At 30.5% G+C, this 15,636-nt stretch carries 14 protein-coding genes; all 14 read right to left on the bottom strand.

Going from position 1 to position 15,636, the window contains the following annotated elements; translation table 11 throughout:
- From ACIQ06_RS12585 to ACIQ06_RS12520, 14 genes are read right to left on the bottom strand one after another with little or no spacing between them, the layout of a single operon-like run.
- A complete protein-coding gene (locus ACIQ06_RS12585) occupies positions 1-2,379 on the bottom strand; it encodes a GumC family protein (RefSeq protein WP_396146833.1) in 2,379 nt (792 codons plus the stop codon).
- A 2-nt stretch (positions 2,380-2,381) separates the two neighbouring features.
- Complete coding sequence (locus ACIQ06_RS12580) at positions 2,382-3,089, bottom strand: polysaccharide biosynthesis/export family protein (RefSeq protein WP_396146831.1); 708 nt, start codon at positions 3,087-3,089, stop codon at positions 2,382-2,384.
- A gap of 57 nt (positions 3,090-3,146) precedes the next feature.
- Positions 3,147-5,144 carry a polysaccharide biosynthesis protein gene (locus ACIQ06_RS12575; RefSeq protein WP_396146829.1) on the bottom strand — a complete coding sequence of 666 codons (1,998 nt, stop codon included), beginning with the start codon at positions 5,142-5,144 and terminating at the stop codon, positions 3,147-3,149.
- 55 nt (positions 5,145-5,199) lie between these two features.
- Positions 5,200-6,333, bottom strand: a complete 1,134-nt coding sequence (locus ACIQ06_RS12570) for a DegT/DnrJ/EryC1/StrS family aminotransferase (protein WP_396146827.1) — start codon at positions 6,331-6,333, stop codon at positions 5,200-5,202.
- Positions 6,326-6,976 (bottom strand): acetyltransferase, encoded by a 651-nt coding sequence (locus ACIQ06_RS12565; protein WP_396146825.1) that lies wholly within the window; start codon positions 6,974-6,976, stop codon positions 6,326-6,328. The genes ACIQ06_RS12570 and ACIQ06_RS12565 overlap by 8 nt, the downstream gene beginning before the upstream one ends.
- Positions 6,977-6,993: 17 nt before the next feature.
- Positions 6,994-7,596 carry a sugar transferase gene (locus tag ACIQ06_RS12560; protein ID WP_396146823.1) on the bottom strand — a complete coding sequence of 201 codons (603 nt, stop codon included), beginning with the start codon at positions 7,594-7,596 and terminating at the stop codon, positions 6,994-6,996.
- Positions 7,589-8,740: a glycosyltransferase family 4 protein gene (locus tag ACIQ06_RS12555; RefSeq protein ID WP_396146821.1), complete on the bottom strand. Its 1,152-nt coding sequence runs from the start codon at positions 8,738-8,740 to the stop codon at positions 7,589-7,591. Before ACIQ06_RS12555 ends, ACIQ06_RS12560 begins: the two co-directional genes overlap by 8 nt.
- A gap of 5 nt (positions 8,741-8,745) precedes the next feature.
- Positions 8,746-9,618, bottom strand: a complete 873-nt coding sequence (locus ACIQ06_RS12550) for a glycosyltransferase family 2 protein (protein ID WP_396146819.1) — start codon at positions 9,616-9,618, stop codon at positions 8,746-8,748.
- On the bottom strand, positions 9,615-10,730 hold the full coding sequence (locus ACIQ06_RS12545; RefSeq protein ID WP_396146817.1) for a glycosyltransferase family 1 protein: 1,116 nt from the start codon (positions 10,728-10,730) through the stop codon (positions 9,615-9,617). Before ACIQ06_RS12545 ends, ACIQ06_RS12550 begins: the two co-directional genes overlap by 4 nt.
- Before the next feature lie 7 nt (positions 10,731-10,737).
- A complete protein-coding gene (locus tag ACIQ06_RS12540; protein WP_396146815.1) occupies positions 10,738-11,769 on the bottom strand; it encodes a glycosyltransferase family 2 protein in 1,032 nt (343 codons plus the stop codon).
- 7 nt (positions 11,770-11,776) lie between these two features.
- On the bottom strand, positions 11,777-12,874 hold the full coding sequence (locus ACIQ06_RS12535; RefSeq protein WP_396146813.1) for an EpsG family protein: 1,098 nt from the start codon (positions 12,872-12,874) through the stop codon (positions 11,777-11,779).
- Positions 12,874-13,440, bottom strand: a complete 567-nt coding sequence (locus ACIQ06_RS12530) for a serine O-acetyltransferase (protein ID WP_396146811.1) — start codon at positions 13,438-13,440, stop codon at positions 12,874-12,876. The genes ACIQ06_RS12535 and ACIQ06_RS12530 overlap by 1 nt, the downstream gene beginning before the upstream one ends.
- Positions 13,437-14,543, bottom strand: coding sequence for a glycosyltransferase (locus tag ACIQ06_RS12525; protein WP_396146809.1), 1,107 nt, complete (start codon positions 14,541-14,543; stop codon positions 13,437-13,439). The genes ACIQ06_RS12530 and ACIQ06_RS12525 overlap by 4 nt, the downstream gene beginning before the upstream one ends.
- Positions 14,540-15,634, bottom strand: a complete 1,095-nt coding sequence (locus ACIQ06_RS12520) for a glycosyltransferase family 4 protein (RefSeq protein ID WP_396146807.1) — start codon at positions 15,632-15,634, stop codon at positions 14,540-14,542. Before ACIQ06_RS12520 ends, ACIQ06_RS12525 begins: the two co-directional genes overlap by 4 nt.
- Positions 15,635-15,636 lie beyond the last annotated feature (2 nt).

The raw sequence follows: 15,636 nt of genomic DNA, 5'->3' as shown, positions 1-15,636 counted from the left end.
TTATTTCTTTTTAGAAAAAAATTCTTTTACTTTTTGAATAAAAGTTAATTCTTTTTCTTCAACTCCGTAGCCATAGCCATAGCCATAGCCGTAGCCGTAGCCGTAGCCGTAGGTTTTCTTAACTTCAGTATCGTTAAGAACTATTGACATATTTGGAAGTTTGTTTTCCTTATATAAGGAATCTGCAAACTTAAGCATACGCTTATCAAGATAATTGGCACGCATTACATAAATAAAAGCATCAGCATTTTTAGCAATCAATAAAGTATCGGTTACCACACTCACTGGAGCTGTATCGACAACTATATAATCATATTGCTTTTTAAGTTCATCAAATAAAGTAGTAAGCTTATCATTCATTAATAACTCAACCGGATTTGGTGGTATAACGCCAGAAGGTAATGCATAAAAATTATCAAAATCTTTTACTTTAACAGTGAATTCCTTGATGTCTTCGTTTGGTTTTGTTAAATAGTTTGTAATACCTTTAACTGGTAGAGCAATATATTGATCCAGTTTAGGATTTCTAATATCTAAACCTATTATTAAGACTTTTTTTCCTGACAAAGCAATAGTAGTTGCTAAATTAATGGCACAAAATGTTTTCCCTTCTTTTGGTAATGATGATGTTACAAATATAGTTTTACAAGCATTTTCAGGAACATGAGCGAGCATAAACTCTAAATTGGTTCTAATCATTCTAATCGCTTCTGCAGAACTAGACCTACTATTAGATTGAATAATTTCTTCGTTAGTCTCTGATTTTGGCAAATCACCCAAGAAAGGAATAGAAACTTTGCCTTCTATATCTTGACGATATTTTATTTTAGTATCAAAGACGTTTATTAAAAATAATATTCCAAAAGGAATTAGTAATCCTAAAATAAAAGCTCCAAGATAGAACATCGATTTCTTGAGTGAAATTGGTCCTGTTAGATAAGCATTGTCAATAACTTTAGCTTTGGCAGAAGTAACCGCTAATGATATTTCAGTTTCTTCTCGTTTTTGTAAAAGGTATAAATACAAAGATTGCTTTATATTTTGCTGTCTTGCGATTTCATTATAATTTCGTTCATTGGTAGGAACCTGATACACTTTTCCATTATAAAGAGAACGTTGTCTTAACAAATCTCTTTTCTGAATAGCTAAATCATTCTTTTTACTTAATAAACTTTGAACGATATTTTCTCTCAACTCCGAAATCCTCAAATCAATATTCTTAATTTTTGGATTTGATTCAGTAGCGCTTTTTAATAGTCTTCTCTTCTCTAAAACAAGTGTATTGTATTCTGTAATATAACTAGAAGAAGTTTCTGTTGCTACTACAACATTAGTAGGAAACAATTCGTCTTTTTTAGTTTTTCTAATTTCATCTAACAGAAAATCTCTTACTTTTAAATCTGTTTCAATAGCTAGAATTGTTTTATTATAATCAACTGCACCTGCAATACTCAATTCAGCATCTGACTCTAAACTTACTAATCCTTTGTCTTTTTTAAACTGCTCGGCTTGTCCTTCTACACCACCTAATTCTTTGGTAATAATATCTAATCGGTTATTGATAAATTCTTTGGTAAACTCTGCAACTTGATTTCTATCCCTTACAGCATCTTCATTATATTGTTGTACCAATGCATTTAAAAAATCCACACTTCTTTCAGGGATTTGATCTGTTATACCTAAATTTATAACATTGGTTTTCTCAACTGAAAATACCGACAACTTACCTCTAAAACCATTGGCTCTTCCTTCTAAGGTTGATTTCACAACAATGATATCAACAATATTCTCAGGCATTGGATATGTATTTAACTTAACAATAAAACTCCCTAATGTTGAAGGTACTTTTTGACCAAAACTATAGCGCTTCGCATTCTTCTTTTCAACATCCAGTACTTCAAATTGTTTATTTGAAATAACTCTTACTACAAAACTTAAAGATTTTTCATTATAATCCTCTTTTTTGTCAGTGAAAATAACTTTTATTGGTGAATCAGTATAAAGTTCTTTAAAAACAACTCTTCCTTCACTGAAATAAGAGATGTCTAAATCCATTTTTTTAACAACATCCTGAGATAATTGTCTAGATTTTAATATAAAAATCTCATTGTCAACATTATTCTTTCCTGAGAAAATATTCAAATCACTAAAAGCAGAGAACTCACTGGTACCACCTTTTTTTTCGTCTTTTATCAAAATGGAAGAGGCAGCTCCATATTCTACAACATAATATCTTAAATAAACAAAAGTGATAGTTAGAAGTACTAAAACACTTAATACAAACCACTTCCAATATTGAAGATAATTAAAGATTTGTTCCTTAATATTAACTTCATTTTGTGCTTCTGAATTCGATTCTTGAGACAATAAATTTTGCATAATTATCTTGTTAAAAGTATTGTCGAAGTGAGCAATAAACCAAATAATGAAGCATACAAGGAAATTGTTGGCAATGCCGCTGAATTAATTTTTGATTTCCTTTGTTCAACATAAACTAAATCATTTTGGTCTAAATAATAAAAAGGAGAGTTAACAAAATCTGCCTTAGTGATGTCAATTCTATTAAATGTTTTTAAACCTTGAATATCCCTAACAATTAATACATTATTTCTTTTTGCAAAAATTGTTAAATCTCCTGAAGCACCAATGGCATCAAATAAAGTTACTCTATGATTATCAAAAGATTTAATACCTGGACCTGCTACATCGCCCAAAACGGTAACTTTAAAATTTAATATTTTTATATTGATGACAGGATCAATAAGATGAGTAGCTAATTTTTGCTTTAGCATGCTTTTTAACTCTTTTATAGAATAACCTGAAACTTGAATATTTCCTATAACTGGAAAATCAATTTTCCCTTCATTATCAACCAAATAACTAGGTAAATTAAAAGGTGCAGCAGCTTCAACCTCTTGTGTAGTTACAACAATAGACAACAAATCGTCATTTTGAATTATCGGGTCATAATTAGTAGATACATTGCTAAAATCTTGTGAACCTTGAAGATAAACAAATTTTTTTTTAGAGACACAAGAAGAAAAAAGAAACAGAAAAAGTATTGATATATAAAAGAAATAGTTTTTCATTCGAAAAAAATATAATTAATTGGTGACAAATATATTAAAAACCATTCAATTTACATTCTATTTGGTGTAAACATAAGAGTCTTTAACTTCTATATCTAAAGTTTGGAATACAGAATTCATACTTTTATACTCTGGAACTATATTTTTCATTTTTGCAGCTATCATTTCTGAGTTGCCATCATAAGAAATACTTATCAACTCTTCTACTTGTTGACTAACGATTTCAAAATCATCGCAAACCTCAACTGCAATAGTTATCTTTTCATGATGAGTTGTTAAGTTTTGTGCAGAATCATTCAATAATTCTTCATAAAGTTTTTCACCTGGTCGTAATCCGACAATTTTTATTTTAATCTCTTTATCAGGTTGGTATCCTGCCAAACGAATCATTTTTTTAGCTAAATCAATAATTTTAACTGGTTTACCCATATCAAAAATATAAATTTCGCCTCCATTACCCATTGAACACGCTTCCAATACAAGCTGACAAGCTTCTGGAATAGTCATAAAATAACGAATGATTTCTGGATGTGTTATGGTAATTGGACCACCTTCTTGGATTTGCTTTGTAAATAATGGAACTACCGAACCATTGGATCCCAATACATTTCCGAATCTAGTGGTAATAAATTTAGTGTAACGCTTTGAATTGTTTTTTATATGTTTAAAATGTTTCGATTGCACATACATTTCAGCAATTCGCTTACTAGCTCCCATTATACTACTAGGATTTACGGCTTTATCTGTAGAAATCATTACAAAACGCTCTACATGATATTTATTAGACAAATCAGCAACATTCTTTGTTCCCAAAACATTGGTAAAAATAGCTTGTGAAGGATTTTCTTCCATCATTGGAACATGCTTATATGCAGCAGCATGATAAACTACGTCGGGTTGATAGGTTATAAACAATCTTTCTAAAATTCCATAATTCCTAACATCTGCAATGACATTAACCACCTCAACAGACAAACCTAACCCTATGATCTCCAACGATAAAGAATGAAGTGGTGTTTCTGCTTGATCCAACAATATAATCTTCTTCGGATTAAAATGAAGTACTTGTCTTACAATTTCACTACCAATAGAACCTGCTGCTCCTGTGACTAAAATTGATTTTCCTTTAAGTTTAGAAGAAATACTGTCGGTATTTAAAACGATTGGTTTTCGTTCTAATAAGTCTTGGATTTCAAAATTCTTAATGTTTTTGGAAATTTCTTTTTCATCATCCCAATCAGAAACTACAGGAAGGGTATATACTTTAAATCCATATTCTATACATTCATCCACTATTGTTAAACGTTCTTTTTTGGTCAGACTTTTATCAGCAATAATTAAAGCTTCAACTTTTTTGGAACGCATCAAAACAGGAATACTTTTCTTTATTTGAAAAATAGGAAGATCTAATATCCTTTTTGTCGAATTCTGATTATTTTTATCAATAAAACCAACCAGTTTAAACCTTCCAGGTGTCTCGGCTTTCAATGCAGAAGCTACGGCAGAGGCATTAGCATCTGAACCATAAATAATAGCTGCCATTCTTTTTTCGGAACTGGCTTCTTTGAATAATAATTCAAAAGTTTGCTTAACGATCATTCGAAAAACAAACAAAAAACTAAAAGATAAAACAGCATTGATAAAAGCACCAGTAGTTAAATACAATTTTGGCTTATCTAATAGTAAAACAAAAAAGTTAAATAAAAGCAGCACTACAAATGTAGAAAACTGAGAAAAAAACAATTTTAACGCATCAATGTAAGAAGAGTGTCTGATAATTCCAGAATAAGTTCTGTAAATCCAAAAGAAAAAGATATTTACAAAAAGATATAAAATGGAACCAATAGTAAGGTGTTCTTTGGGAATGTAATTTAATTTAAGCCCTTGAAAGAGAAAATAAGTAACAACACCAGATAATAAAACAATAAAAACATCAATCAATAGAATGACCCATCGAGGTAAATAACTCAAATTTTTAAAGCTAAATCCAAAATTGATGTCAGAAAATGTTTTAAAAAAATCTGTAAAAAAATTTCTTTGGGTATTGTTTCTCAATGGATATTTATTTTTTATGGTGGTAAAAATAAGAAAAAAAGTTCTTAAAAAAATCTTAAAAATTATTTATAACATTTTTTATGCGCTCTTTTTCTTCGTCTGTCAAATTAGAACCTGAAGGAAGACAAAGACCATTATCAAACAAATTTTCTGAAACAGTCCCTCCATAATAAGGTGCATCCTTAAAAACAGGTTGTAAATGCATAGGTTTCCATAACGGACGACTTTCAATGTTTTCTGCTTCTAATAATAGTCGTAAATCTTCTCTAGATTTACCTCCATTTAATGAAGAATTTATGGTTACAGCAGACAACCAATGATTAGAAAAATAATTTTCATTCGGCTCAGAAAAAACTGTAATTGCAGTATTTTCTTTAAAAATATTCACATAAAAATCATGCATTGCTCTTCGTTTTGCAACGTGATCATCTAAAATTTCCATTTGACCTCTACCTATTCCGGCACATATATTACTCATTCTATAATTATACCCAATTTCACTATGCTGATAATGTGGTGCATTGTCTCTTGCTTGAGTAGCTAAAAAAATAGCTTTATTTTTCAAGTCACTATTCTTGGTAACTATTGCTCCTCCTCCAGAGGTAGTAATTATCTTATTTCCATTGAACGACAAAACACTAATATCACCAAAAGTGCCACATTTTTGTCCATTATAAGTACTTCCCAAAGCTTCTGCACTATCCTCGAGAATCGGAACTTCATATTTATTGGCTATACTGCGCACCTCATCAATTTTATAAGGCATTCCATACAAATGAACAGCAATAATAGCTTTGGGTTTTTTGCCTTTAGAAATTCTATCCTTTATCGCCATTTCTAAAGCATTAGGACATAAATTCCAAGTATCAGGTTCACTATCAATAAAAATTGGTGTGGCGCCTTGATAAACTATTGGATTTGCTGAGGCTGAAAAAGTCATACTCTGACAAATAACCTCATCTCCTGCTCTTACACCTAGTAAAATCAAACCTAAATGTAGGGCAGCAGTACCAGAACTTAGTGCACCAACAAAGGCATTATTTCCTATGTAATTTTCTAAATCTTGTTCAAAACCAGTTACATTAGGTCCTAATGGAGCAACCCAATTACTATCAAAAGCTTCATGTATATACTTTAGTTCTGTACCACCCATATGAGGTGAAGAAAGCCATATTTTGGATTTAGTCATGATTATGAAATTTTATAGGTTTAGCAGGTATTCCAACTGCTGTACAATAATCTGGTAAACTTTTTGAAACTACGGCTCCGGCACCAACAATAGTTCCTGTTCCTATAGTTAGTTGATTTATAATTTTTGCTCCAGTACCCACATAAACTTTCTCTTGAATATGTACTTCTCCTGAAATATTTACTGAGGGCATAAACGACGAAAAATTGTCTATTATTGAGTCGTGACCTACTGTACACATTAGATTTAAGGTTACAAAACTTCCAATTTTAATGTTGCAAGTAATTATCGTTCCGCCACATATAATACAACCATTTGAAATGGTCACCTCATCATTTGAAATTTGAACTAATGGATGAATTAAAGTTGGAAAATTAATTTTTTCGTTGGATAAAAAAGTAACAATCTTACTTTTGGTAGTTGGATCACCAACACCTAAAAGAACCGAAATTTCTTTATCAATTGCATTCAAATCTTGTAAATTACCTAAAACTGGAAAATTATTGATTAGGGTACCTTTTTCAATACCATCATCATAATATCCTATAAAATTATAAGTTTTTTTAACCTTATTTACAGCATCTATTATGGTTTTTACTTCTCGTCCAAAACCTCCAGCTCCTATGATTACTATATCTTGCATATCAGTCAATTTATAATTTAACTTCCTTGAAAAGGCTCAATTGTAGCAGAATCTACTGCTGTTATTCCATCACTTTTTATTACTTTCTGAATGGTTTTAAATAGAATTTTTAGGTCTAATAAAAATGAAATATGATCTACATACCAAACATCTAATTCAAATTTTTTATCCCACGAAATGGCATTTCTTCCGTTTACTTGTGCCCATCCTGTAATGCCTGGCTTTACCTCGTGCCTTCTGTTTTGAAAATCACTATACAAATGTAAGTAATTAGTTAGTAATGGTCTGGGACCAACTATACTCATATCTCCAATAACAACATTTAATAATTGTGGTATTTCATCTAAAGATGTTTTTCTAACAAAACTTCCTACTTTGGTCAACCTATCTGAATCTGGAAGTAAATTACCTTCGGCATCTTTCCTATCGTTCATGGTTTTAAACTTGATGATTTTGAAAATTTTTCCTGCTTTACCCGGACGCAATTGAAAGAAAAAAGGCTTGCCATCATTTGCAAAAAAAAGAAATATTGTTACAATAAATAAAATAGGTAATAACAATATCAATCCAATAAATGCAGTGATGACATCAAAAAAAGGTTTAAAAAGTTCTTTATACATTGTTTTCTAATCTTTTGTATTCTTGAAGTAAGCTATTCCATACAAATTCTTGTTGAAACCTCGAAACTATATTTACTCTTGATTTTGATTGCAATTTTTGAAACAAATCATTGTCATGAAATAGCAATTGCATCGCGTCAAAAATAGCAATTTCATTTTTAACTGGTATAATAATTCCAGTTTCATTTGAAATAATTATCTCATTACTACCACTAATATCAGTTACTATACAAGGTAAATTCATAGCTCCGGCTTGCAAAACAACATTAGGAAAACCTTCTCTATAACTTGGAAAAACAAAAACATTTGAAATAGCAAGATAAGGTCTTACATCGTCTTGAAATCCAACAGTAATGATAGATTTATTGGAAGATATCAAATCTAATGTTTCACGATTTAAGGGATCTAATTCGTTTTCGAAAGGACCAACCAAAAGCAATTTACAATTTGAATTTTGTTTACACAAATTAGTAAAAGCAGCAACCAATTCATTAATTCCTTTATCTGACACTAGTCTTCCAACGAAAACAAAAACAAAGTCTGAAGCAGCAATATGCAATTGTTGTTTTAAGTTTTCTTGTTCAATTTGAGAAACTTTATTGGGATTAAAAAAATCTAAATCAATTCCATTTACATTTCCATTAGCAATTACTTTCAAAGGTTTTTTTGTAACCTTAAAAGCTACTAAATCTTTTTTTACACCTTCGCCTTCAGGGATAATATGGGTTGCAAATCGACATAAAATTTTATCTAAAAACAACAATAAATGATGCAAAAATCCTTTTTTATAGGGAAAAATCAATCCTGTAAAAGTGTGAATTCTAATAGGTACTCCTGCAAAATAGGCCGCTAGCATTGAGAGTAATCCTGCTTTAGGCGTTATTGAATGAACTATTAGTGGTTTTTCTTTTCTTAAAACTTTATACAATTTTATTAATGAAACAAAATCTTTGAAAGGCGAAATCTGTCTCTGAAAAGCAACTGGAATCGTTCGAACACCTTCTCTATTATCAACATTTTCCAAATGTACATCTTGACCAGAAACAGCTACAACTTCATAATGCTCTTTCAAAAAAGCCAATTGACCTTTAAGCAAGATGTCTAATGAAATAGAAACGGTGGCTGTTCTTATTATTTTTTTCAAAACAATTATTTTCTGGTTTTAAATCGAATCATTAAATATAAAGCGATTCCGAATGGAACTGCCAATAAAGTCAACAATTTTTCTGGTGAATCTTTTAAAAAGTTACTACGTTTTATAATAATACAACTCGATATATAATGTATCGCTTCTATGAATTTTCTTTTTGTAGATTTTGAAAAGCGCATCGTCGTTATCCTATTATATATAAATCCCTTAGGATATTTCATATATTGATAGAACATAGTATTACTCGAACCTGTTGGCTGATAATCAACTATGACTAAAACTTCATTAAGAGTTGCCATTTCATAGTCTTTATCTACAAAAAGATATTTTGTTCCTAACCCAACATAGCGTTCACCTTCAAAAATTGGATATTCTGGATACTTAGTAATAACATCTGTTCGGTAAACTAATTTTTTATCACCTGTGCCACCATTTAAATAAAAGTCTTCTAATGTAGTAAAATCTGAAGTGAATTTAGACCCTAAAATCGCACCTGATTCTAACCTATCTAAACCAATAATTCCAGCATACTTTTTTTGATCAATAGTTTCCCATTTTGATAAAATCAAGGCAACACCATTCAAAGGCATGTAATCGTCTGAATCTATACAAGTATTCAAAGTAGCTTTTATATTCTTATAAGCTGTATTATGAGCACCATGCATTCCTTGGTTTTCTTGATAAATATAGGTGATTGGAATTTTATTTTCTGCAATCCAACCAGCCACTAGTGCTTTTGTATCATCAGAGGAACCATCGTCAACAACCAACCAATCAAAATCTTGACAAGTCTGCTTACACAAACTTTCATAAAGTCTGGGTAGTAAATGCGCTCTATTAAAAGCAGGTGTAAAAATGGTTAATGTCTTCATGAATGTTGTTGCAATAGTTCTAAATATTTTTCTTGTAGTAAAATTACATTTTTATTAATATCATATCCTTTATCAATAACTACTTGAGAAACATCTTTTTTTATAAAATCATTTTGAGAATGAATAGTTTGCGCCCATACTAATGCTGATTCTTCAAGAGAAATAACTTTTACATTGTCATTTACAATTATTGCTTCTTTAGGTACACCATCAGAAATATAACATTTTACACCACTAGCTTGTGCTTCAACCAAAGAAACTGGTAATCCTTCAAACAATGATGGAAATAAAAACACATCCATTCCTTGAAGCAATTCGTTTACATCACTTCTCAAACCAAGAAAATACACATTGTTTTCAAGTTTTAAATCCGTAACTTTTTTTTGAATAGATTCCATTAACTCACCATTACCAACCAAAAAAAGTTTTCTATTTAAATTCAATTGCACCAATTCAGCGAAAATTTCAATAAGAAACTCATGATTTTTTTGTTTGTTAAAGCGACCTACATGAATAAAATTTTGAGTGTTTGTGGCTTCTAATTGTTTTCTTACTTGAAGACTTTTAGTTTCATCAAAAGCAAACATTTTAGTATCAATAGCGTTGGTCATTGTAAAGGCATTACTAGCATTTTTTTTACCAAAAAGCCATACTGCAGCTTCATCACCACAAGTAAAATAAGTGTTTATGTAACGTAGCATTCGCTTTTTATAATAATATCTAAAAGGCGATTTCAAATTCCAACCATCAGTGGCATTGTGTCCGTGAGCAATTATTACAGGCGTTCTTCTTTTTTGAGCTTCTTGATAAATATAAATACCTAATTCGGAACAATTTCCGTGAATTATTAGGTAAGTATGTTGGTCAAAAAATAGGGCAATCTGTTTTTTATACTCTTTAATCTTTAGTGGATTAAAAGGTGGTAATCTATATATTTTTCCTCCCAAAGTAGTAATCTCATCTTCATAAGCACCTGGCTCATCACGATGAACAATAAAGTCAAACTGAAACTTAGTTCTATCCAACTTTCGGTAGTAGTTCATCACGTTGGTTTCTGCACCACCGCGATTGAGTATGGTAAAAAGTTGTAAGATTCTAATTGGATATTCCATTTTGAAATTACTTTTTAATAATTTTTTTAATCGCTAATAACAATAATAGTAAAGGAACTGTTAACTTGTATTTGGAAAAGAAGAAAAATAATTTCCAATGAATAGGAAAATAGCGCAATTCCAAACTTCTAAAGGCTAATTTATGATATCTAGAATTAAGAACCGTTTTCATATTCTTACATTGAGTAAAAAAAGAAGCTTTATTAAAAGATTCGTTCAAACCCAACCCAATAACACTAAGACATATTCTATTATTGAAAGCTTCTAGATAGTCGGTTCCTTTATTATGTTTTTTTAATTGTTCAGAAAGCAAATCGAACATATGATTAGTCTTATCTAATAAACTATTTTTGTAATTTGAAGTTATAGACTCTGAATTAAACTTTCTATAGTTATACATTGGTACATCCAAAATGTAAACCGATTTGGACTGGTTGAGATACTCCCAAGTAAAAAACCCATCTTCCCAAGCTCCAATTTCACTTAGATTTTTAGCTTGAATTTTGTTTTCTTTAATGATAGCTGTCTTATAAATTTTACCCCAAGCCGTAACTAAAGTTTCTAAATGACTAGGGTCTGAAAGTTCTTCTTTAATAGGACCTGTTATTCTTCTTTGCATAAAAGCAGCATCGAATTTTCCATTCAAACCAAAAACTCTAGCTACTTGTGTACTTGGATATTCTTTATAAAAAGAAAAACAAACCAAATCTACTTCATCCATTTTGGAAAATGCAGTTTCTATGGCATACAATTCCATCCAATCATCACTATCAACAAACATTAAATAAGCGCCTTTTGCATTTTCAATACCTGTATTTCTTGCTCCAGCTAATCCTTTATTGGCTTGAGAAATAACAACGATTCTAGAATCTAATTGTTCGTAAACTTCACATATTTTTAGACTATCATCCGTTGAACCATCATTTACGAGAATAATTTCTAGATTTTTATAGGTTTGATTTACAATACTATCCAAGCATTGCTTCAAATATTTTGAAACATTATATACTGGAATTATAACCGAAATTAGTGGATTCATTTGTAGTCTATAGTTTGTAAATAAATACGTTCATAATATAGGTAAAAGCAAAATATGCTACTATTACTTTGACAATTACTTGATGCTGATTTTGAAAAAATTTATGTTTAATCAATGGATAAATAATGACAATTCCCAACATGAACCATGATAAGTAAGCCAATCTGTTAGAATAATTAGCTCGGATTACTAGAACCCAAAAAGCATTACAAAACAAAAAAACATTAAGCAATTGAAGATAAAGTTTGTCTTGATACTTTTGTTTAAAAATATAATACCATCCTGCAAAAACACCAGAGGCACTATAGACTAAAAAATCCCATCGAAAACCTACTTTCAACTCTACTCCTTCTGCTGCTTGATCAAACTGTCCTAAATACCCTTCAACTGCTTTTTCCTCAATAATACCCACAGTCATAAAGAAATTCGTAAAAAAACCTCCTAAAGCCAAAGATAGAGGAATACACGCTAGCCATAAATAAAAATAAGCTTTTGAATTGTTGTAAACTAAAGTAGCTATGTAAGCAAATAATGGCAACAACATCGATTTATGCACAAAAGTACTAGCAAACAATATCGTTAAAATCACAAACTTTTTATCTTTAGACAATCCGTACAAAAAAAGACTGGTGGCTATTCCATTTCGTAGTCCATTAGTGCCATAGGTCCAAAAGGAAAAAGAAATTACAAGCATAAAAAAACCATAAAACCAGTAGTCTTTAAAGAACTTTTTGCAAGCCAAATATAAAGGAACTAAATACAAAATGGTACACAGAAAGAAAAATATAGAAGAACTAGCTATTTGGGCTGTACCAAATTTAAAATATTCGAATAGAGCATCTTTTTCAACCTTTAATGGTGCTCCTGAAGCATACGTTTGAAATTGTCTATCATAAATTATCATATCTCCAAATCGATAATTCAATGGACGCAAACCAATATAAAATAATAAAATAACAAAAACGATAAAACCGAGAACGTTTTTTGTACTCAAATTTTGAGACGACTCTAATTTTGTACCACCTTGTGCCAATACAACCAATGTCATTAACAATAAAAATTGATAATATATATTAGTGTAATATTCTGCAGGTATTAGATTCATTAACTATTTTTTTCAATTATTCTTGCCGGATTTCCTACTGCAACTGCATGTTTTGGCACATCTTTAACAACAACAGCTCCTGCTCCAATTATGGCGTTATCACCAATGGTTACACCTCCTATTACAATGCATCCGGCGTGCAACTGTACATTATTTCCAATAATTGGTTTTTTACCCTCTTTTTCACCCAAAGTAACTAGATGATTTACATAAACATTTTCTCCAATAGAAGTAGCATTTAAAATCGTTGCATAAGGATGTGCCAATTGCAATCCGGCTCCTATTTTGGTATTTATATCAATTGTAAAAGAGTCTTGTTTGGGATAGAACATCCTTAATAACTTTGAGAAAAATCCTGGTGTTCTGTAATAAAATAATGTTCTAAAATACTTACTCAACAATAACTCTTTCGTCAAATCATAACATTGATTGACTAATCCTTGTTTTGGAATAGTTCTAGCATACAAATCTCGAACAATAACCTCCTTATTATTAGACAACAAGAACAATATTCCGTGAGGAATAAAAAATAATTGTCCGAAAAAAAGAAATAGTGTTCTCATCATGATTTAGCAAATATAATAGTATTCCATAGATTCATCACTTTTGAAAGAATATAATTCGATGCATTTTGTTTTGCATTGTTTCCTAAAGTATCCAAAAGTAGCGTATTATTAGAGAGTTGCTCAAGTTTATTTACAAAAGCATTTTGGTCTCCAACTGGTATTAAAAAACCATCTTTTGCTTCGTGAATAATGTTTCTTGGTCCTGTTGGGCAATTAAAGGACACTACTGGAACGCCAACAGCATTGGCTTCTAAAATAACCATAGGAAAACATTCTTGAATAGAGGTCATTAGTAAAACTCTTGCGCTTTGTAAAACCTTTGAAACTTCATTGGTTTGTCCTTTGAATACTATTGTTGATTGTAATTGCTTTTCATGAACTAAATTAAAAATTTTTTGATAATATTCGTTCCCAATAGAACCATATAAATGCAATTCCCACTTTGGATGATTTTTGTAAAACTGTTCCCAAATTTCAACCATACTTTCTAATTGCTTTACTGGAGCAAATCTAACAATAGCTATGGCTACAAGTGGTCTTTGAGATAAAGTAATTAAAGGTTCGTTTACCTCATCCTCAATTGGATTTGGTATAACCACCGTGTTTTTTGAATAATAAAAACTTTGCTCTTCTTTACTCAAAACTACTAAATACTCATATTTTGACTCTATAAAAATGAGAAGTTTATTTTTAATTCCTTGATTAGAGTCATAAAACTTAGTGTAATGAAATTCCTTAATTGTTTTAGCTTTTCCAGTAATCAAAAAAGGTAAAACATAAGTCATTGGAATATGTGAAGCAACTAAAATAAAATCGGGGTTTTTCTTTAGAATAAACTGTTGTAGTCTAACAATATTTTTAAGTAATTTTAATATATTAATTATACTAAAATAACTCTTTTTTCTATTAAAATCTATAGCTAAATCTTGAAATTTAACCTTATTGTTTAAATCGTAAATTATTGGTTTTCCTGCTTGTTCAGTGCTTAAAATAGTTACATCATAGCCAAAAACAGCACTCCAATAATTGGCTTTTATAGCAACCAATTTCTCAATTCCACCATGAGAATGCATCTGATCGACAAGGATAACTATCTTTCTCATGACATCAACGATTTAAAAAGTGCATCCCATTGATTGCATATTGTTTCTGGTAAAAATCGTTTAACATTAACTTTAGCATTGTTTCCCATCTTAGTTCTCAAAGTATCTTCTTCAATAAGCAATAATAACTTTTGAGCCAATAATGTTATATCGCCATTTGTAACTAAATAACCATCTTCACTATCATCTATAATATCACTCGGACCATACGGACAATCAAAGGACACACATGGAACTCCGCATGCCATAGCTTCAATTAAAACCATTCCGAAACCTTCATAACGAGATGACATTACATAAATAGAGGATTCTAAATATTTTTTCTCAATAGATTTAACTGGTTCAAAAAAACTAACATTATCATTAATCTTTAGAGCAATCGCAAGAGATTCCAAACCTTCTGAAGGCTCTTTTTTTCCGTAAATTTCTAATTGCCAATCAGGTTGTTGAGCAACTACTTTTTGCCATGCTTGCAATAATAAATCATATCCTTTTTGATGACTTTGTTTACCAACTGCTATTACTTTTTTAGCAGTAAGAGCAGCAGATGCTTCTGGGTAAAAAGACAACGGATTGGAAATTACTTCTAAATTTTGCAAAGGCCATTCTTTACGATTTTCGTTAGTAAGCACAACGAATTTATCGTATTTTTTCGCTAAAGTATTCATTAAAAAAAATTGAAACTTTGCAGCAATTCTTTTTAAAAATCCAGCATTTTTTCCAATCGAAATAGTTTTGGAAACATGCCGTTCATAAATCATTTTGGCTTTTGACTTAATCAATAAAGGTAGAAAAAAAGCTTTCAATCCATCGTCGCAAACCAAAATCACATCAGGTTTTATTTGAGAAACCGCCTTTTTTAACCCAGAAATATAACTTTTTATATACGATATTGGATTTCCTGAAACTGAAATACTATGCAAATTTATTTGAGGACTAAAATCATAAAACAAACTGAGATGCGAATCATTTAAACAAACAATATGAACTTCATAACCCATCTTTTCAGCCAAATAACTTGCCTTGATAGACAGAACACGTTCCAATCCACCTGAGCCATTTAAACCGTTTGTTATGTAAAGTAGTTTCATAA

It is taken from the genome of Flavobacterium sp., from assembly GCF_044341265.1.
Lineage (GTDB): Bacteria > Bacteroidota > Bacteroidia > Flavobacteriales > Flavobacteriaceae > Flavobacterium.
Note: the sequence above shows the minus strand (reverse complement) of the source record. Positions and strands in the feature narration are given on the sequence as shown.